General features: G+C 74.8%; 16 protein-coding genes and 1 riboswitch. Of the genes, 4 read left to right on the top strand and 12 right to left on the bottom strand.

Going from position 1 to position 17,519, the window contains the following annotated elements:
• Window positions 1-18 precede the first annotated feature (18 nt).
• Window positions 19-978 (top strand): DMT family transporter, encoded by a 960-nt coding sequence (locus tag ACFQ8Y_RS02625; protein ID WP_430549480.1) that lies wholly within the window; start codon window positions 19-21, stop codon window positions 976-978.
• On the opposite strand, the gene ACFQ8Y_RS02620 is transcribed toward ACFQ8Y_RS02625, so the two are convergent.
• On the bottom strand, window positions 936-3,830 hold the full coding sequence (locus ACFQ8Y_RS02620) for an FAD-binding and (Fe-S)-binding domain-containing protein (RefSeq protein WP_430584506.1): 2,895 nt from the start codon (window positions 3,828-3,830) through the stop codon (window positions 936-938). The two genes, ACFQ8Y_RS02625 and ACFQ8Y_RS02620, sit on opposite strands and share 43 nt — an antisense overlap.
• Window positions 3,827-4,861: a serine hydrolase domain-containing protein gene (locus ACFQ8Y_RS02615; RefSeq protein WP_430584505.1), complete on the bottom strand. Its 1,035-nt coding sequence runs from the start codon at window positions 4,859-4,861 to the stop codon at window positions 3,827-3,829. Before ACFQ8Y_RS02615 ends, ACFQ8Y_RS02620 begins: the two co-directional genes overlap by 4 nt.
• Window positions 4,862-4,995: 134 nt before the next feature.
• On the opposite strand from ACFQ8Y_RS02615, the gene ACFQ8Y_RS02610 reads away from it, so the two are divergent.
• Both ACFQ8Y_RS02610 and ACFQ8Y_RS02605 read left to right on the top strand, forming a co-directional pair.
• Window positions 4,996-5,550, top strand: a complete 555-nt coding sequence (locus ACFQ8Y_RS02610) for an AAA family ATPase (protein WP_430549477.1) — start codon at window positions 4,996-4,998, stop codon at window positions 5,548-5,550.
• Between the two features lie 113 nt (window positions 5,551-5,663).
• Window positions 5,664-6,920, top strand: coding sequence for an ion channel protein (locus ACFQ8Y_RS02605; protein WP_430584504.1), 1,257 nt, complete (start codon window positions 5,664-5,666; stop codon window positions 6,918-6,920).
• Here ACFQ8Y_RS02605 and ACFQ8Y_RS02600 read toward each other — a convergent pair.
• The 8 genes from ACFQ8Y_RS02600 to ACFQ8Y_RS02565 all read right to left on the bottom strand — a co-directional run bounded on the left by ACFQ8Y_RS02600 (window position 6,907) and on the right by ACFQ8Y_RS02565 (window position 15,351).
• Window positions 6,907-7,578 (bottom strand): GAP family protein, encoded by a 672-nt coding sequence (locus ACFQ8Y_RS02600; protein ID WP_430549475.1) that lies wholly within the window; start codon window positions 7,576-7,578, stop codon window positions 6,907-6,909. The genes ACFQ8Y_RS02605 and ACFQ8Y_RS02600 overlap by 14 nt on opposite strands.
• A 66-nt stretch (window positions 7,579-7,644) precedes the next feature.
• On the bottom strand, window positions 7,645-8,082 hold the full coding sequence (locus ACFQ8Y_RS02595) for a (deoxy)nucleoside triphosphate pyrophosphohydrolase (protein WP_430584503.1): 438 nt from the start codon (window positions 8,080-8,082) through the stop codon (window positions 7,645-7,647).
• A gap of 119 nt (window positions 8,083-8,201) precedes the next feature.
• Window positions 8,202-8,432 carry a LuxR C-terminal-related transcriptional regulator gene (locus tag ACFQ8Y_RS02590; RefSeq protein ID WP_430549473.1) on the bottom strand — a complete coding sequence of 77 codons (231 nt, stop codon included), beginning with the start codon at window positions 8,430-8,432 and terminating at the stop codon, window positions 8,202-8,204.
• Between the two features lie 250 nt (window positions 8,433-8,682).
• Complete coding sequence (gcvH, locus tag ACFQ8Y_RS02585; protein WP_430580211.1) at window positions 8,683-9,051, bottom strand: glycine cleavage system protein GcvH; 369 nt, start codon at window positions 9,049-9,051, stop codon at window positions 8,683-8,685.
• A gap of 63 nt (window positions 9,052-9,114) precedes the next feature.
• Window positions 9,115-10,269: a glycine cleavage system aminomethyltransferase GcvT gene (gene gcvT, locus ACFQ8Y_RS02580; protein ID WP_430584502.1), complete on the bottom strand. Its 1,155-nt coding sequence runs from the start codon at window positions 10,267-10,269 to the stop codon at window positions 9,115-9,117.
• 33 nt (window positions 10,270-10,302) lie between these two features.
• The gene (gene gcvP, locus ACFQ8Y_RS02575) at window positions 10,303-13,377 is read right to left on the bottom strand and encodes an aminomethyl-transferring glycine dehydrogenase (protein ID WP_430584501.1); all 3,075 of its coding nucleotides are present in this window, start codon (window positions 13,375-13,377) and stop codon (window positions 10,303-10,305) included.
• A 149-nt stretch (window positions 13,378-13,526) separates the two neighbouring features.
• A riboswitch (glycine riboswitch) is annotated at window positions 13,527-13,633 on the bottom strand.
• A gap of 78 nt (window positions 13,634-13,711) precedes the next feature.
• On the bottom strand, window positions 13,712-14,371 hold the full coding sequence (locus ACFQ8Y_RS02570) for an HdeD family acid-resistance protein (protein ID WP_430549470.1): 660 nt from the start codon (window positions 14,369-14,371) through the stop codon (window positions 13,712-13,714).
• A gap of 71 nt (window positions 14,372-14,442) precedes the next feature.
• Complete coding sequence (locus ACFQ8Y_RS02565; protein ID WP_430549469.1) at window positions 14,443-15,351, bottom strand: LysR family transcriptional regulator; 909 nt, start codon at window positions 15,349-15,351, stop codon at window positions 14,443-14,445.
• Window positions 15,352-15,535: 184 nt separating this feature from the next.
• Between ACFQ8Y_RS02565 and ACFQ8Y_RS02560 the strand changes: the two genes are divergently transcribed.
• Window positions 15,536-15,979 carry a hypothetical protein gene (locus tag ACFQ8Y_RS02560; RefSeq protein WP_430584500.1) on the top strand — a complete coding sequence of 148 codons (444 nt, stop codon included), beginning with the start codon at window positions 15,536-15,538 and terminating at the stop codon, window positions 15,977-15,979.
• Window positions 15,980-16,021: 42 nt separating this feature from the next.
• Here the strand turns inward: ACFQ8Y_RS02560 and ACFQ8Y_RS02555 are convergent, their stop codons facing one another.
• Both ACFQ8Y_RS02555 and ACFQ8Y_RS02550 read right to left on the bottom strand, forming a co-directional pair.
• A complete protein-coding gene (locus ACFQ8Y_RS02555; RefSeq protein WP_430549467.1) occupies window positions 16,022-16,519 on the bottom strand; it encodes a DUF6328 family protein in 498 nt (165 codons plus the stop codon).
• Window positions 16,516-17,283: an endonuclease/exonuclease/phosphatase family protein gene (locus tag ACFQ8Y_RS02550; protein ID WP_430563570.1), complete on the bottom strand. Its 768-nt coding sequence runs from the start codon at window positions 17,281-17,283 to the stop codon at window positions 16,516-16,518. The genes ACFQ8Y_RS02555 and ACFQ8Y_RS02550 overlap by 4 nt, the downstream gene beginning before the upstream one ends.
• Window positions 17,284-17,519 lie beyond the last annotated feature (236 nt).

Genomic DNA, 17,519 nt, shown 5'->3' with positions numbered 1-17,519 from the left:
GAAAGTATGATGGTTTCCATGGAAACTTCTTCGCCGGCGCGCCGGGCGCTGGCCCGCGTCCGCTGGCCCCTCGTCGCCGCCGTCGGGCCGGTCGCGTTCGGGTCCACGTACTTCGTGACCCATCACTTCCTCCCCGGGGACGCCCCGCTGTGGGGGTCGGCCCTCCGCGCGCTGCCGGCGGGCGTCGTCCTCCTGCTGGTCGCGCGCCGGCTGCCTCGCGGCTCCTGGTGGTGGCGGTCTGTCGTGCTCGGCACCCTCAACATGGGGATCTTCTTCTGCCTCGTGTACGTCGCGGCCCAGCTGCTCCCGTCGAGCGTCGCCGCCTCGCTGATGTCGCTCAGCCCGCTCGCGATCGCGGGCGCGGCCTGGCTCCTGCTCCGCGAACGGCCCACCCCGCGCGTGGTCGTCGGGGCCGCCGTCGGCGGGGCGGGCGTCCTGCTGATCGTCGGCACCGCGACCGGCGCGCTCGACGGCTGGGGCATCGCGGCGTCCGTCGCCTCGATGGCCCTCTCGTCCGTCGGGGCGGTCCTCACCAAGCGGTGGCAGGACGGGACGCCCGTGCTCACGGTCACCGCGTGGCAGCTCGTCGTCGGCGGGGTCGAGCTGCTCGTCGCCGCGGCGCTCGTCGAGGGCGCGCCCCCCGCGCTGTCGGGCACCGAGGTCCTCGCGTTCGCGTACGTGAGCCTCGTCGCGACGGCGCTCGGGTTCGTCTGCTGGTTCAGCGGGTTCCGCCACCTCCCGGCCGGGGCCGTGGGCGTGATCGGCCTGCTGAACCCCGTCACCGGAGTCACCCTCGGCGTCGCGGCCGGGGGCGAGGTGCTCACCGGGTCCCAGGCGCTCGGGATCGCCCTGGTGCTCGCGAGCATCGTGCTCGTCAACCTGCCGCGCGGGACGCGTCGTCGCAGGGAGCAGCCGGACCTGGAGGTCGAGCCCGCTCAGCGCGTCGCCGCCTCCAGCAGCTCGAGCACGTGCACGTAGTCGCGCCCGGTGGCACGCGCCATGCCCATCTCGCAGGTGCGGTTGTTCGAGACGTACGCGTCGTAGCGGCCCCCGGGCAGCTCCCGCTCCCCCGCCGCGACGTCGGCCGCCTCGGCGTGCGTGGCGGCGGCGGTGAGCTCGGGGTGCAGCATGCCGCGGTCGCCGGCGAAGCCGCAGCAGCCCCAGGCCGCGGGCACGACGGCGTCGTCGGCGACGGCGGCCGCGACGGCGCGCAGGTCGTCCACGGCGCCCAGGTGCACGGTCGCGCAGGTCGGGTGCACGACGACCCTCCCCTGGCGCTCGACGTCGACCCCGCGGTCCGCGAGCGCCGGCAGCACGTCGGTGCGCACGAACGTCACGGCGTCGACGATGCGCAGCCGGGCGAACCTCTCGGCGTCCTCACCGGAGAGGTGGTGCGGCGTCTCGACCAGGCCGTGCGTGCAGCTCGACGCGTCGCACACGACCGGCAGCTCTCCCCCGCGGGTCGCCGTCCACAGGGCGTCGAGCACCTGCCGCGCCATCCGCGCCGCGCCACCCGGCAGGCCCTTGCTCACCCACGGCGTGCCGCAGCACAGCCCGCCGATGCCCTCCGGTACCGCGAGCCCGATCCCGGCGCGCTCGCACAGCACGCGGAAGGCGTACTCGGCGCCCACCGCGCTCCCGTCGAAGTCCGGCAGGCCCCGGGGCGCGGGGGCGAACAGCTCGCCCATGCACGACGAGAACAGGACGGCCCGGGGCGCACCACCGTCCGCGGCCGGGAGGTCGTCGGCCTCGCGCCGGAGTCCCGGGCCGGGCAGGTCGGCGTCGGCCCGCGGCACGACGTCGGTGCCGACGACGCCGCGCGCGACCTCCGAGGCGACCCGCACCACGGGCGTCGGCACCTTCGCCGCGACGCCCAGCGCGCCGCGCAGCACGTCCACGACCGGCCCCCACGACCCGGCGAGCGCCTCCCCGCCCTTCTGCACGACGGGCGGGTTCGACCGCGCCCGGTGCCCCTTCATCACGACGCCCGTGTCGATGCCGACGGGGCACGCCTCCACGCACATGGAGTCGGCGGCGCAGGTCTGCACGCCCCAGTACCGGTACGCCTGCTGCAGCTCCTCCCGCTCGCCCTCGGGCGCGACGGCGAGCTCCTTGAGCAGCGCGATCCGCTGGCGCGGCGTCGTCGTGACGGTGCGCGACGGGCAGCCGGGCTCGCAGTAGCCGCACTCCACGCAGCGGTCGACGAGCGGCGCGTCCTCGCCGCCGGCGGACGCCTCGACCTTGAGGTCGCGCAGGTGCTCGTGCGGGTCGTCCGTGATGACGACGCCCGGGTTGAGCAGGCCCCGCGGGTCGAACAGGTCCTTGACGCGGCGCATGACGGCGTACAGGTCGTCGCCGTACTGGCGGCGCACGAACGGCGCCATGATGCGGCCCGTGCCGTGCTCCGCCTTGAGCGAGCCGCCGTGCCCCAGGACCAGGTCGACGAGGTCGTCGCTGAACGCCGCGTACCGGTCCAGCTCGGCGGCGTCGCCCAGTCGCGGCGTGATCATGAAGTGCAGGTTGCCGTCCTTCGCGTGCCCGAAGGTGACGGCGTCGTCGTAGCCGTGACGGGCGAATAGGCCGCCCAGGTCGCGCACCGTGGCGGTGAGGTCCGGCACCGGGACGACGACGTCCTCCAGCAGCGCCGTCGCACCCGCGGGGCGGGCGCCCGCGACCGCCGTGTACAGGCCCTTGCGCACGCGCCAGAGGCGCTCGCGCGTGGCGGTGTCGGTGGTCAGCGCGGCGGGCAGCTCGAGCCTGAGGCCGTCGACGACGGCGCGCGCGGCGTCCTGCAGCGGGGCGAGCGCGTCGTCCGTCCCGGCGCGGTACTCCACCAGCAACGCCGTCTGGCCGGTGATGCCGGCGCCCTCTGCGAGGGACCGCATCGACGCGTCGGCCTTCGGGTCGGCCGCCGCGACCCGCAGCGACGCGGCGTCCATGAGCTCGATCGCCTCCGGCCCGGAGGCGCCCAGCGGCACCAGCGCGTCCGTGGCGCGCTCGAGGGAGTCGAACACGAGCAGCGTCGTCGCGACCTTCGTGAGCAGCGGCACCGTGCGGAAGGTGACGTCCGCGACCCAGCCCAGCGTGCCCTCGGACCCGATCATCAGGTGCTCGAGGATCTTCACCGGGCTGTCGTGGTCGAGCAGCGCGTTCACCGAGTAGCCCATGGTGTTCTTCATCGCGAACTGCCGCTGCACCTCGGCGCACATCGTCGCGCTGCCGCGCACCCGGTCGCGGAGCTCCGCGAGGCCGCGGTGCAGGTCCGGCTCCAGGACGGCGAGGCGCGCGTCGGCGTCCGGCGCCCCCGTGTCGACGACGGTTCCGCCGGGCAGCACGACCGTCATCGCCTCGACCGTCCGGTACGCGGTACGGGTGGTGCCCGACGACATCCCGGAGGAGTTGTTGGCCACCACTCCCCCGACGGTGCAGGCGATCTCGCTCGCCGGGTCCGGGCCCAGCCGCCGCCCGTGCCGCGCCAGGTGCCCGTTGACCAGGCGCAGCGTGGCGCCGGGCTGGCAGCGCACCCGGTCCCCGCCGTCGAGCACCTCGACGCGCGCGAACCGCGTGCGCGTGTCGACCAGCATCCCCGCGCCCGACGCCTGCCCCGACAGGCTCGTGCCGCCGGAGCGGAACGTCACCGCGAGGCCGCGGCGGCTCGCCTCCCGCATCGCGGCGACCACGCCGTCGACGTCGTGCGCGCGCACCACGACCTCGGGGCGCAGCAGGTAGTGCGACGCGTCGTGCGCGTGCGCCACCCGCGTCAGCAGGTCCGTCCGCAGCTCGTAGCCGTCCGCGCGAGCCGCCCCGCGCGTCGTGTCCCGTCCCGTCATCGCCCCTCCTGCGTGCCGAGCCCTGCGGCGAGCGCCGCCAACCGTCGACGCCGCGCCACGACGCTCGACGCCCGACCACCGTGGACACGGTTCGTCAGCAGCACCGCCGTCGCTCCCGTGGCGAGGTCGACGACGAACGACGTCCCCGTGAACCCCGCGTGCCCCACCTGGTCTCCCGACACCATGAACCCGGGGTCGCCCAGCCGCAGCCCGAGCGCCTGCCCCCACGGCGCGCCGGCGCGGCGGGCGACGTCGTCCGGCTCGACCAGCGCGCGCGACGACGCCTCGCTCACGACCTGCCGGCCGCCCGCGGCCCCGCGGTCGGCGACCAGCGCCGCCAGCCGTGCGACGTCGTCGAGCGTGCCGAACAGCCCGGCGTTCCCCACCGGACGGGCGGTCGCCGCGGCCAGCTCGTCGTGCACGCGACCCGTCGGCGTGCCCGGCTCGGTCGGTGCGACGTCGGCGGCGTCGACGACGTCGACGGGCGACCACCGCAGCCCCGCCGCCCCGAGCGGCGCACCGACGCGCCGCGCGACCACGCGGTCGAGCCGCTCGCCGGCGAGCTCCTCCAGGACCCGGCCGAGCGCGATGAAGCTCAGGCAGGAGTAGGCGTGCGCCGTCCCCGGCGGCGCGACCGGCGGCCCGAGGGCGTCGGCGAGCACGGCGTCCGGGTCGGCCGTGGTGCGCCAGGCGAGGGCCGTGGGACGCAGCCCGGCGGTGTGCGTGAGCAGGTGACGCGCGGTCGCGCCGGACGACGTCGCGGGCACGTCGAGCACCTCGCGGGCCGGAGCGTCGAGGTCGAGCAGGCCGTCGTCGACCAGCGTCGCCGCGGCGAGCGCCACGAAGGCCTTGGTCACCGACGCGAGGTCGAACCGGGTCTGCCCGCCCGTCGTCGCCCCCACGTCCCCCGGCCCGTCCGCGAACGCGCTCACCGTGCCCGCCGACGACGCGACGAGGGCCGCCGCGGAGGACCAGCCCTCGTCGGCGGCGCGCCCGTCGAGGAGACCGGCGGGCTGCGCGGGGTGCGGCACGGTGCGCTCCGTCCTCCGGGGTCGGCGCCGATCCCGGTCCTGGCAGATTTCTCCCTACCGTACTAGCGGTCCGGCACATGTCTTCAGGCCGGTGGCGGTGTCCGCGCCGCGACCGCGTTCCGTACTCTCGGCGGGTGCCCCACGACGCCCCCGCTCCCCCGCCCGCCGTCACGGCCCGCCGGATCCTGGTGGCGGGCACGTCCGGCGCGGGCAAGACGACGCTCGCGGGTCGGGTGTCGACCGTCCTCGGCCTGCCGTACACGGAGCTGGACGGCCTGTACCACGGCACCGGGTGGACACCTCGCCCGGAGTTCGAGGACGACGTGCGCGCCGTCGTCGCGCAGGACGCCTGGGTGAGCGAGTGGCAGTACACGGCCGTGCGGCCCCTGCTGCTCGAGCACGCCGAGCTGCTGGTCTGGCTCGACCCGCCGGTCCCCGTCGTGCTGTGGCAGGTCGGGACCCGCACGGTCCGGCGCCGGCTGCGCAGGACGGAGCTGTGGCACGGGAACGTCGAGCCACCCCTGCGCACCGTGCTCCGGGACCGCGACCACATCCTGCGGTGGGCGTGGCGCACGCGGCACAAGCTCCGCGGCCTCGACGAGCGGCTGGCCCGCGAGGCGCCGCACGTGCGGGTCGTGCGGCTGCGCAGCCGCCGTGACGTCGAGCGCTGGGTGCGCTCCCTGGCGTGACCCCGGGCGGCGTCGTCAGGAGCCGAACGTCTCCAGCCGGGTCGCGCGCTCCGTCTCCGTGAGGTGGGTGGTACCGCGCGCCGAACCGGAGGGCCGCGGCTACGTTCGCCCCTGTGACGACCGACCAGTCCGCCGCGACCGCGCCGCTGACCACCGCCCGCCTCGCGGCGCTCGCCGTCCCCGCCGCCGTGGTCGGCGTCCTGTCCGCCCTCGGCCTGGTGCTGGTGTCGTGGATCGCGGGCCGGCTGCAGGGCTGGCTGTGGGGCGCCCTGCCCGAGGCGCTCGGGGCACGCGCCGACTCCCCCTGGTGGATCGTCACGGTGCTCACCGCGACCGGACTCGCCGTGGGCGCCGTCGTGCGCTGGGCGCCGGGGCACGCCGGCGACGACCCCGCGACCACCGGGCTGGTCGCCGCCCCGCTCCCGGTCGGCACGGTCCCCGGCCTGGCGGCCGCCCTGGTCCTCGGTCTCGCGGGCGGGGTGAGCCTGGGCCCGGAGAACCCGATCATCGCCGTGAACGTCGCGCTCGCCGTCTGGCTCGTGACGCGGTCGCGCGTCGGCGTTCCCGTGCCCGCGGTGACGCTCATGGCGTCGGCCGGCACCATCGGCGCGATGTTCGGCACCCCCGTCGGCGCGGCGCTCGTCATGACCGAGTCGCTCGGCGGGCAGGGCCGCGGGCCGCTGTTCGACCGCCTGTTCGGCCCCCTCGTCGCCGCCGGCACCGGGTCGCTGACGATGTCGCTGATCGGGTCGCCCCAGCTGTCGGTGGACGTGCCCGGCTACACCGACCCCGCGTGGGGCGACCTCGTCGCCGCGCCCGCCGTGGCCGCCGCCGCTGCCCTGGTCTGCCTCCTCGGGGTGTGGGCGTTCCCCCACGTGCACGCGGCTTTCCACCGGATCGGCCACCCCGTGCTCATGCTCGGCGCCGGCGGCCTCGTGCTCGGCGTCCTCGGCGCGGTCGGCGGCCCGCTCACCCTCTTCAAGGGGCTCGACGAGATGCAGGAGCTCACCGCCGACGCCGCCGGCTACGGCGCCTGGGCGCTGCTCGGCCTCGCCGTCGTGAAGATGGCGGCGCTCGTCGTCGCGTCGAGCGCCGGCTTCCGCGGCGGCCGGATCTTCCCCGCCGTGTTCGTCGGGGTGGCCGTGGCGCTGTCCGCGCACGCCGTGGTGCCCGACGTGCACGTCGGGCTCGCCGTCGCCGCCGGGGTGATGGGCGCGACGCTCGTCGTCGCCCGCGACGGCTGGCTCGCCCTGTTCATGGGCGTGGCCATGGTCGCCGACGTCGCCGTCCTGCCCGTCCTGTGCCTCGCCGTCCTGCCGCTGTGGCTCCTGGTGCGCGGCCGGCCGCCGATGCTCGTCACAGCGCCGTGATGCCGTCGCCGATCATCTTGGCGCCGATGACGAGCAGCAGGACCGCCATGATCACGGCGTTGTTCTGGACCATCCAGGTCTTCAGGCCGTCGAGGACGGCGGCGGCGCGGTCCCCCGTCGCCAGGTAGATCACCAGCGGGGTCACGACGCCGACGCTGGCGACGAGGGCGAAGACGACGGCGGCCACGACCTGGGCGTTCGTGTCGCCCGGCGCGGCCGCGGCGATCGCGGCGCCGCCCGAGACGACCAGCAGCAGGTTCTTCGGGTTGACCGCGGACAGCAGGACGGCGAGCCCGAGGGCCTTGCCCGGCGTGAACTGGTCGATGGCCGCCATCCACTTCGGCGTCTCGGGCTCGACGCCCTCGCGCGGCCGCCCGCGCCACTGCCGCACCGCGAGCAGCAGGAGCAGGACGCCGAGCACGATCTTGACGACGCCCGCCCAGGCGGGCGGGCCGTCGTCGTCCGGCGCGGACGACCCGGCCAGCACGGCGACCAGCGCGACGACGACCAGGACGGCGACGAACCAGCCGATCAGGAAGGCGGCGGCGTTGGCCTTCGCCCGCCGGCTGACGAGCATGAGCACCACCGCCACGATCGGCAGCGGGCTGATGAGCACGCCCACCGCGACGGGAAGTGACTGGCCGATCGCTGCGCCCACCTGTGCTCCTCCGTCCGGTGACGGTCCGACCGTAGGCGGGGCGCGACGATGTCGCGCGCCCAGGCGTCAGCGCGAGGTGTCGACGCGGTCGTGCAGGACGGCGTCGAGCTGCTCGACGATCCGGACGTCGCCGTCCAGCCAGTCGACGTCGAGCAGCGACGTCCGGTCCAGCCAGCGCAGGTCGTCGTGCTCGACGAGAGGCCGTGGGTCGCCGCCGGTGACGGCCGCCAGCCAGAGGCGCAGCACGTGCCGGTCGGTGATGATCCAGGCGCCGTCGTCGGGGCCGGGCAGCTCGTCGCCGAGCTGGACCCGCACCCCCAGCTCCTCCATGAGCTCCCGGTGCAGCGCCTCGACCGGCGTCTCCCCCGGGTCCACCTTGCCGCCGGGGAACTCCCACCGGCCCACGAGGTGCTCGGGCCGGCTCCGCCGCGCCGCGAGCAGGCGCGCCGGGCGGTCGAGGTCGTCGACGATCGCGGCGGCGACCACGAGGCGGCGTGCTGTCATGACCGCGAGTCTGCCATCCGGACCCCCGGCGGGCCGTGCCGTGCCCGGTGCCCGGACGTGCGAGAGCCCCGCGCCGACGACCTCCCCTGTCGTCGGGCGGGGCTCGCACCTACCCGCTGTCAGCTGACCCCCAGGCCGGCCTGTCGCGCCCATGCGACGGCCTCGGCCCGGTTGGAGACACCGATCTTGCGATACACGCTGCGCACCTGCGACTTCACCGTGTTCCGGGTGACGAACAGCTTGGTCGCGATCTGCTCGAGGGTGACGTCCTCGGACAGGTTGGACAGGACCACCCGCTCGCGCCGCGTCAGCAGACGGTTAGTCACCGGGGCCATTTCGATCGTGCTCATCGTTCTTCCTCCGTCGACGGCCGTCGACCGAAGGTCGACCAGGGGAAGCCGTCATGGATGAAGATGGGAAGGGGCCCCTGTCATGACGCGGAATGTCGCGGGTTGTTGCCGCGCCGGGACGACGACGGCCGGTCGCTCCCCGTCGGAGGGTGCGGCCGGCCGTGTCGTCGCAGGTCAGCGCGGTTATCCCAGGCAATCAACGCAATTCGGGCCCGATGGTCACGATTCGGTCACGGGTTTCGGGAAAGCGTCAGCCCGCCTGGGCGGCGTACTCCTCGGCCGTCAGCAGCGCCCCGCGGGAGGTCACGTCGACCTTGAAGAGCCAGCCCGCGCCGAAGGGGTCGGAGTTCACGACGGCCGGGTCGTCCACGGCCGACTGGTTGACCTCCACCACGGTGCCGCTCACCGGCGAGTACAGCTCCGAGACGGACTTGGTGGACTCGATCTCGCCGACGACGGCGCCGGCCTCGATCGTCGCGCCCACCTCGGGCAGCTCGAGGTAGACGACGTCGCCCAGCGCGTCGGCGGCGACGGACGTGACGCCGATCGTGGCGGGCGACGCGTCGTCCACCCACTCGTGCTCGGCGGAGTAGCGGAGGTTCTCGGGGAAGTCGGCCATGGGGTCAGCTCCTTCGGGGTTCACGGCAGAGGGGTGGGGACCGGGTGGTTCAGGACGATCGTCCTACGCCCGCTGGTAGAAGGGCAGCGGGACGACGACGAACGGCTCGGCGCGGCCACGCACGTCGACGGCGAGGGCGGTGCCCTCGGCGGACACCTCGGGCGTCACGTACGCCATCGCCACCGGGTAGCCGAGCGTCGGCGACGGCGCGCCGGACGTCACGTGACCGACGACGGCACCCACGGCGCCGTCGAGACCGCGCTGCACGACGTCGTACCCCGCACGGGCGGGACGGCGCCCCTCCCCCCGCAGGCCGACGAGGACGCGTGCCGGAGCGCTCGCGGCGCGCGCCGCGAGGGCGTCGCGGCCCACGAACGGCAGCGGCTCACCGTCGGCGCCGGTCTTGTCGAGCTTCACGACCCGGCCGAGGCCCGCCTCGTACGGGGTGGTCGTCTCGTCGAGCTCGTGCCCGTACAGCGGCATGCCCGCCTCGAGCCGCAGCGAGTCGCGGGCCGACAGCCCGGCCGGGACGAGGCCCTGCCCCTCCCCCGCCGCGAGCAGCGCACGCCAGAGCTCCACCGCACGGTCCGAGGGCACGAACAGCTCGAAGCCGTCCTCCCCCGTGTACCCGGTGCGCGCCACGAGCACCCCGATCCCGGCGACGGTGGCCTCGGCCGACGCGTAGTACCTCATGCCACGGACCGTGTCGACGTCGCCGTCCGCCGTGAGCGACGCGACGATCTCCTCCGCCTGCGGGCCCTGCACCGCGACCAGTGCCGTCTCGGTCGACCGGTCGGTGACGACCGTGTCGAACGCGGCGGCACGCGCGACCAGCTCGGCGGCGACCCGCGGCGCGTTGCCGGCGTTCGCGACGACGAGGAAGTGCTCGTCGGCCAGGCGGTAGACGATGAGGTCGTCCAGCACCGAGCCGTCGTCCGCGCAGATCATCGAGTACCGCGCCCGGCCGACGCCGATCGCGCTCGCGTTGCCCACGAGCGCCTGGTCCAGCGCGGCGCCGGACTGCGCGCCCTCGAGGTGGATCTCCCCCATGTGCGACAGGTCGAACAGCCCCGCGGCCTCACGCACCGCGCGGTGCTCCGCGAGGTCGGAGGTGTACCGCAGCGGCATCAGCCAGCCGCCGAAGCCGGTGAGGCTGGCGCCCAGCGCGACGTGCTCGTCGTGCAGCGGCGTGGTCTTGTCCTGCTGGTCCTCGGCCATCGAGGCTCCCTTCGGTGTGGTGGGCGCTCGGGCTCAGTGAGCGGTCGGCTCGGCGTAGGACTCGAGCGGCGGGCAGGCGCAGACGAGGTTGCGGTCGCCCTTGGCCCCGTCGATCCGGCGCACGGGCGACCAGTACTTCGCCCCCCGCAGGCTGGCCAGCGGGAAGGCGGCGAGCTCGCGGGAGTACGGGTGCGTCCACTCGTCGGCGACGACGCTCGCCGCCGTGTGCGGCGCGTGCCGCAGCGGCGAGTCCTCGGCGCTCCACTCCCCCGCCCCGACGCGGTCGATCTCGCCGCGGATGGCGATCATCGCGTCGACGAAGCGGTCCAGCTCGGCCAGGTCCTCGCTCTCGGTGGGCTCCACCATGAGCGTGCCCGCCACCGGGAACGACATCGTCGGCGCGTGGAAGCCGTAGTCGATGAGGCGCTTCGCCACGTCCTCGGCCGTCACGCCGGTCTCGGCGGTCATCGGCCGCAGGTCGAGGATGCACTCGTGCGCCACCAGGCCGTTCTCGCCCGTGTAGAGCACCGGGAAGTACGGGTCCAGGCGCTTGGCCACGTAGTTGGCGGTCAGGACGGCGGCCTTCGACGCCTCCGTCAGCCCGTCCGGGCCCATCAGGGCGAGGTACGCGTACGAGATCGGCAGGATGCCCGCCGACCCGTGCGGCGCCGCGCTCACCGGCGCGATGCCGTCCTGCGCGTCGATCCCCGGCGTCGGGTCCGCCGGGAGGAACGGCACCAGGTGCGCGGCCACCGCGACCGGGCCCACGCCCGGGCCGCCGCCGCCGTGCGGGATGCAGAACGTCTTGTGCAGGTTGAGGTGCGAGACGTCGCCGCCGAACTCGCCCGGCCGGGCCAGCCCGACCAGCGCGTTGAGGTTCGCGCCGTCGATGTACACCTGTCCACCAGCGTTGTGTACAAGGTCGCAGACCTCGCGGACGTGCTCCTCGTAGACGCCGTGCGTCGACGGGTACGTGATCATGATCCCGGCCACCTGCGGACCGTGCTGCTCCAGCTTCGCCCGCAGGTCGTCGAGCTGGATCTCGCCGTCGTCCGCCGTGGCCACGACCACCACGCGCAGGCCCGCCAGCGCCGCCGACGCCGCGTTCGTGCCGTGCGCCGACGCCGGGATCAGCACGATGTCGCGGTGCTCCTCGCCCCGCGACCGGTGGTAGCCCTTGATCGCCAGCAGCCCCGCGAACTCGCCCTGCGAGCCCGCGTTCGGCTGCACCGACACGCCCGCGTACCCCGTGATCTCCGCGAGCTGCGCCTCCAGCGTCGACACCAGCTCCGCGTAGCCCAGCGCCTGGTCAGCCGGCACGTACGGGTGGATGTCCGCGAAGCCCGGCCAGCTGATGGCCTCCATCTCCGCCGTCGCGTTGAGCTTCATCGTGCACGAGCCCAGCGGGATCATCGTGCGGTCCAGCGCCAGGTCCTTGTCGCTGAGCGCACGCAGGTACCGGAGCATCGAGGTCTCGGAGCGGTGCACGTGGAAGATGGGGTGCTGCAGGTACTGGGTCGTTCGGGTCACGGCCGCGGGGAGGTCGGAAACCCCTCGCGCGGACGCGTTCACGGGCGCCTGGGCGCCCTCCACTTCGGGAAGGTCTACGTCCGCGCGAGGGGTTTCCGACCTCTCCACGTGCTGCACCGCGTCACCGTTCCTCAGCACGGCGGTGAAGGCGGAGAGAACGGCGGTCACGTCCGCGGGGGTGGTGGTCTCGTCGCAGGCGATCTGTACATGGTCGGGGTCCGCCTTGTACAGGTTGTAGCCGGCGTCCGCTGCGGCGGTCACGACCTGCTGGGCCTGGCCCGGGACGACGGCGCGGACGGTGTCGAAGAAGACGTCGTGCTCGACGGTGACGCCCGCCGTGCGGAGGCCCGCCGCGACGGCGGCGGCGCGGGCGTGGGTGCGCTCGGCGATCGCGCGCAGGCCGTCGGGGCCGTGGTACACGGCGTACATCGAGGCCACAATGGCGAGCAGCGCCTGGGCGGTGCAGATGTTGCTCGTCGCCTTCTCGCGGCGGATGTGCTGCTCGCGGGTGGCGAGGGCCAGGCGCAGGCCCGTGGCGCCGTCGGCGTCGGTCGAGACGCCGACCAGGCGGCCGGGGAGCTGGCGCTCCAGGCCCTTGCGGACCGCCATGAAGGCGGCGTGCGGGCCGCCGTAGAACAGCGGGACGCCGAAGCGCTGCGCCGAGCCGACCGAGACGTCCGCGCCGAGCTCGCCGGGGGAGGTCAGCAGCGTGAGGGCCAGCAGGTCGGCGGCCACGGTCACCAGCGCGCCGCGCTCCTTGGCCTCCGCGACGACGCCGCGCGCGTCGAGCACCCTGCCCGAGGCGCCCGCCTGCTGCACGACGACGCCCACCAGGTCGCCGTCGGGCAGCGCGCCGCCCGCCGCGACGAACGCGTCGAGGCCTGCCGCCAGGCCGCCGTCGAGCCCCACCACGACCACCGGCAGCCCGATGGCCTCCGCACGACCGCGCGTGACCGACAGGCTCTGCGGGAACAGGTCCGCGTCGAGGACGACGTACCCGCTCTTCGCGCGCGAGGCGCGCCACATCAGCGCGACGGCCTCGGCGACGGCGGTGGCCTCGTCGAGGAGGGACGCGCCCGCGATCCCCAGGCCGGTGAGGTCCTCCACGGCCTGCTGGAAGTTGAGCAGCGCCTCGAGGCGACCCTGCGAGATCTCCGGCTGGTACGGCGTGTACGCCGTGTACCAGGCGGGGGACTCGAGCACGTTGCGGCGGATCACCGGGGGAGTGGTGGTGCCGTAGTAGCCCAGCCCGATCATCTGGCGCTTGACCTGGTTCTTCCCCGCGAGGTCCCGCAGGTGCGCGAGCACCTCGGCCTCCGAGCGGGCGGCCGGCAGGTCCAGCGGGCGGTCGGTGCGGATCGACGCGGGGACGGCGGCGTCCACCAGCGCGTCGAGGCTCGCGTGGCCGAGGGTGTCGAGCATCGCGGCGACCTCGCGGCCGCGGGGGCCCACGTGCCGGTCGGCGAAGACGTCGGGGTCGGCGCCGGTGAGGACGTCGTCCGGGATGGTGGTCACGTCGGAGCTCCGTAGGTCGGGCCGGGCAGGCGGGGGACTGGCTGGTCCTCCCCGCTCTGTCATCGGACGCGCACGCGTCGACCTGAGAGTTTTGCCGGTCCGCCATCGCGTCGTCGCAGACGTGACCTACGACGTCGACGGGGCGCGCCGACTTGCACCGTCGGTGGGCCCGCACCGTCGCGAGGACGGGCAGGGCCGCTTTCCAGAGTTGCCTCGCCGTGACGGTACGGATGCCTGAGAGATTCCCGGGGAGGGTTGCTCCTTCGGCGCCGGCCGGCCACCTTGCGGGGCACGGCGCGAGCTCTCCCGTCGCGGTTCGAGCGGCTATGTGGCAACCGCACCTGAGGTACGGCCGCGTTGTGGGGGCAGCCGGGGCTGCGGTGTGACGCTGCCGATCCTACCCGGCCGCGGCGCCGTCCCGGGCCTTGCGGGCGTCGCGGGCCCGGGTGCCGGTGGCGAACGCGCCCACGACCAGCACGGCGCCGGCGAGCACCAGGTAGAGCGCCAGGAGCTGCGCCGACGTGGCGACGTCCGCGCCGGGCCGCAGCAGCATGACGAGGCCGAGCACGATCCACAGCACCGCGTTGACGAGCTGCCAGTCCCACGACGTCGTGCGCAGCGCGCGCCCGCGCAGCGCGCCGATGACGCCGACCACGCCGGCCGCGCACGCCCACACCGCCACGACCAGGTACATCACCGGGCCGGTCATCGACGGCCACACGATGATGAGGACCCCCGCGAGCAGGCTGACCACGCCCGCGATGAGGCGCCAGCTGATCTCGTCGCCGGCGCCCTGCGGACGGCCCGACCGCTTGGTCGGGGCGCCCTCGACGGTGAGCAGCACGCCCTGCACGACGATCAGCGCCCCGACGAGCCATCGCACCCACACGAGGCCGCGGTCGGGGTTCGCGAACAGGACGATCCCCGCCGCCAGGTACAGCAGGGCGCGCAGGTAGACCAGTCCCCAGAGGCGGCGCGCGACGCCGAAGGTCCGGTCGGACAGGGGAGCGGCCCCCGCGTCCGACGACCCGGCCGGCCCCGACGTCGTTCCGCTCATGCTGGTGATGCTAGGAGCGGTCCCGCCAGGTCGCGCGCCGGGGACCTGCGACGTCGCGGGCAGGACGAGCGTCAGCCGAGCTCGAGGTCGCGCGTCACCTCGACCATGGCGTCGACGACGGCGCGCACGGCGGGGCCGGGCTCGTGCCGCGTGGCGCGGTGCCGCGCCACGATGCGGCGGGTGCCGAGGCCGGCGAGGCGCGCGACCTCGACGCCCTCCGGCACGTCCCCGCCCTGGAGCGCGAGCGCCGGCAGCATGGCCACGCCCTGGTTCGCCGCGACGAGCGAGAGCGCGGTGTCGAAGTCGAAGAAGGCGTGCCGCTGGCTGACCGTCGTCCCCAGGGTGCGGGCCAGGCGGCGCAGGGCGCGGTCGGAGGCGGTGTCCGCCTCCGCGCCGACCCACTGCAGGTTCGCCAGGTCGTCGAGGCGCTCGGGCATGGGCAGGCCGGCGGGCACGACGACGCACCAGGGCTCGTCGAGCAGCGGGACGTCGTGCACGCCGCGGGGTGCGGGGGAGTCCATGTCGGCGTCGCGCTCGAGCAGGATGACGTCGAGGTCGCCGGCGCGCAGCATGCGGATCGCCTCGGCCGGCTCGTGCTCGCGCACGTCCACCTCGACGGCGGGGTACTGCTCGGCCAGGTCTAGCAGCATGGGCGCCACGACGGCGCGGATCCCCGTCTGGAAGGCGCCCAGCACGACCTTGCCGCTCACCCCCTCGCCGAGCCCGGCGATCGCCTGCCGGGCCTCGAGCAGCTCGGCCTCGATCCGCTCGCCCGCCTCGGCCAGCACCCGGCCCGCCGGGGTGAGGGTGACGCCGCGCGGCCCGCGGTCGAGGACGGCGATGCCCTCCTCGGCCTCGAGACGGGCGATCTGCTGGGACACCGCGGACGGGGTGACATGCAGAAGATCTGCTGCCGCGAGCACGCCCCCGGCGCGGTGCACGGCAAGGAGGAAGGCAAGTCTCCGTGGGTCTGTGGCCATGTAGGGATACTAACTGCCGGTCGGAGAAGGATTTGATTGTGCTGAACGCAGATCGTGTTGCAGAATCGTTTCGACGCCAGCCGGACCACTCCGGTTCCCGGTTCTCGGGGCGGCGTCCCACATCCCTCAGATCTTCCTTCCCGTGGCACACCTGTGCCACGCCGACCCCCCGGAGGTGCCCGTCATGACGATCTCCCTGCTGACCGTGATTACTGCCCTCGGGTGGGTCGGCGCCGTCGCCGTCGTCCTCGCCTACGGCATGGTGAGCAAGGGCCGCTGGACCGCCGACTCGCTCCCGTTCCAGCTGTCCAACTTCGCCGGCGCGGCCGTGATGCTCGTCATCGCGATCACGAACGGCATCTGGCCGTCCGCCCTGTCCAACGTCGCCGCGGTCATCATCGGCGCCGCCGCGATGCGCACGATGGCCCGCGCCCGCCGCGCGGAGCGCGCCGCCGCCGCGCAGCTCGCCGCCGTCCAGGCGACCGGCGACCCGCACGCCGTCGCCGTCGTCGACGGGTCCGCCGACCCGACCGCCGGCGCCCTCGTCGCCGAGACCTCGGCCGACGCCGCGTCCGTGTCCGACGTCGCGGAGCTGCCGCGCCAGGAGCGCGTCGACCTCGCCGCCTGACGGCGACGACCGGGACGGTCCGGCGGTGGTGACGCCGTCGCGTCACTCCCGTCGGTGGCGCACGAACGCCGGCACCACCGCCCACAGGCCGAGCAGCACGACGGCCGACCCGGCGCCCACGACGATCCCCGCCGTGCGGCCCAGGACGACGTCGAACACGAGCTCCGCCGTGCCCGCCAGCGCGACGGCGAGGAGCACGAGCCCGGCGCGCGCCATCAGGTCGCCCCCGGTCACCACCGAGCGCTTGAGGTGCTTGCGGAACAGCGCCCGGTGCAGCGCGACCGGGGCCACCAGGAGCCCCGTCGTCGCCACGCACACGAGCACGAGGGTGAGGTACACCGCGCGCTGGAAGTCGTCCAGGTCCGCGAAGCGGCTCTGGAACGGCAGGATCAGCAGGAAGCCGGTGAGGATCTGCACGCCCGTCTGCATGACGCGCAGCTCCTGAAGCAGCTCGTTCCAGTTGCGGTCCGAGCGCTGCTCCGGCGTCTCCGGGCGGCCGTGGGCGCGGTCGGGCACGCCGCCCGTGGGCTCGTCCGTCATCCCGCGTCCTCACCGAGCGCGACGTCGACCACGACGGCGCGGTGGTCGCTGACGCCGAGGTCCACGGCCCGCGCGGCGGCGGCCGCGGTGACCGGACCGTCGGCGAGCGCGTGGTCGATCCTGAGCCAGGGCCTCGTGCGCGGATAGGTCGGCACGTGCACGAGCTCGCGCCAGCCCGTGCGCCGGGCGGGCAGGTCACCCCGGGTGTTGAGATCGCCCAGCAGCACCAGCGGGCGCGGCGCGTGCCGCAGCCGGCGCCGCAGCCGCCGCAGCTGCGCGCCCTTCCACGGCTCGCTCTTCGACAGGTGCGTGGCGACGACGGTCAGCGGGCCGTCGGGGGTCGCCACCGCGGCCGCGACGGCGACGCGCGGCTCGTCCACGCCCAGCGGGGGCACCCCCGGCACGTTGAGGCCGGGCAGCCGCATGGCGTGCCAGGCACGCACCGGGTGCCGGCTGAGCAGCGCGATGCCGTAGCCGGCCGGGGCGGGCAGGCGGCCGTCGTCGCCCTCGGTCGTCCGGGGCGCCCGTCGTCGGCGCCACGCCGGGTCGAGCGACCCGCGGACCGCGGGGACGAAGCGGTGCTCCGGCATCCCGAGCGCCGCGGCGAGGCGGTACGCCTGCGCCTCGCCGTCGGACCGCGCCTGGCCGTGGTCCACCTCCTGCAGCGCGACGACGTCGGCGTCCAGCGCCTCCAGCGCCGCGGCGAGCCGGTCGAGGTCCACCTGCCGTCCGTCCACCAGCGCGTGCTGGACGTTCGCCGTCACCAGCCGGATCATCCGCCCTCCGTCCGCGAGGTAGTCCGGGGCCTGCCGAGGTAGTTCAGTGCTCGCCGAGGTAGTTCAGTGCTCGTCGAGGTAGTTCAGTGCTCGTCGAGGTAGTTCAGCGCTCGCCGAGGTAGTTCGAGTCATCGCGAGGTAGTTCGAGTCATCGCGAGGTAGTGAGAGCCTCCCGCACGACGCCGCGTCTCGCACCCACGGCCGGTCCGAGCTACCTCGCGGAG

Source organism: Isoptericola sp. NPDC056605, assembly GCF_042792795.1.
In the GTDB taxonomy this organism is placed as follows: Bacteria; Actinomycetota; Actinomycetes; order Actinomycetales; family Cellulomonadaceae; genus Isoptericola.
The sequence above is the reverse complement of the archived record's forward strand: the minus strand, read 5'-3'. Positions and strand labels throughout refer to the sequence as shown.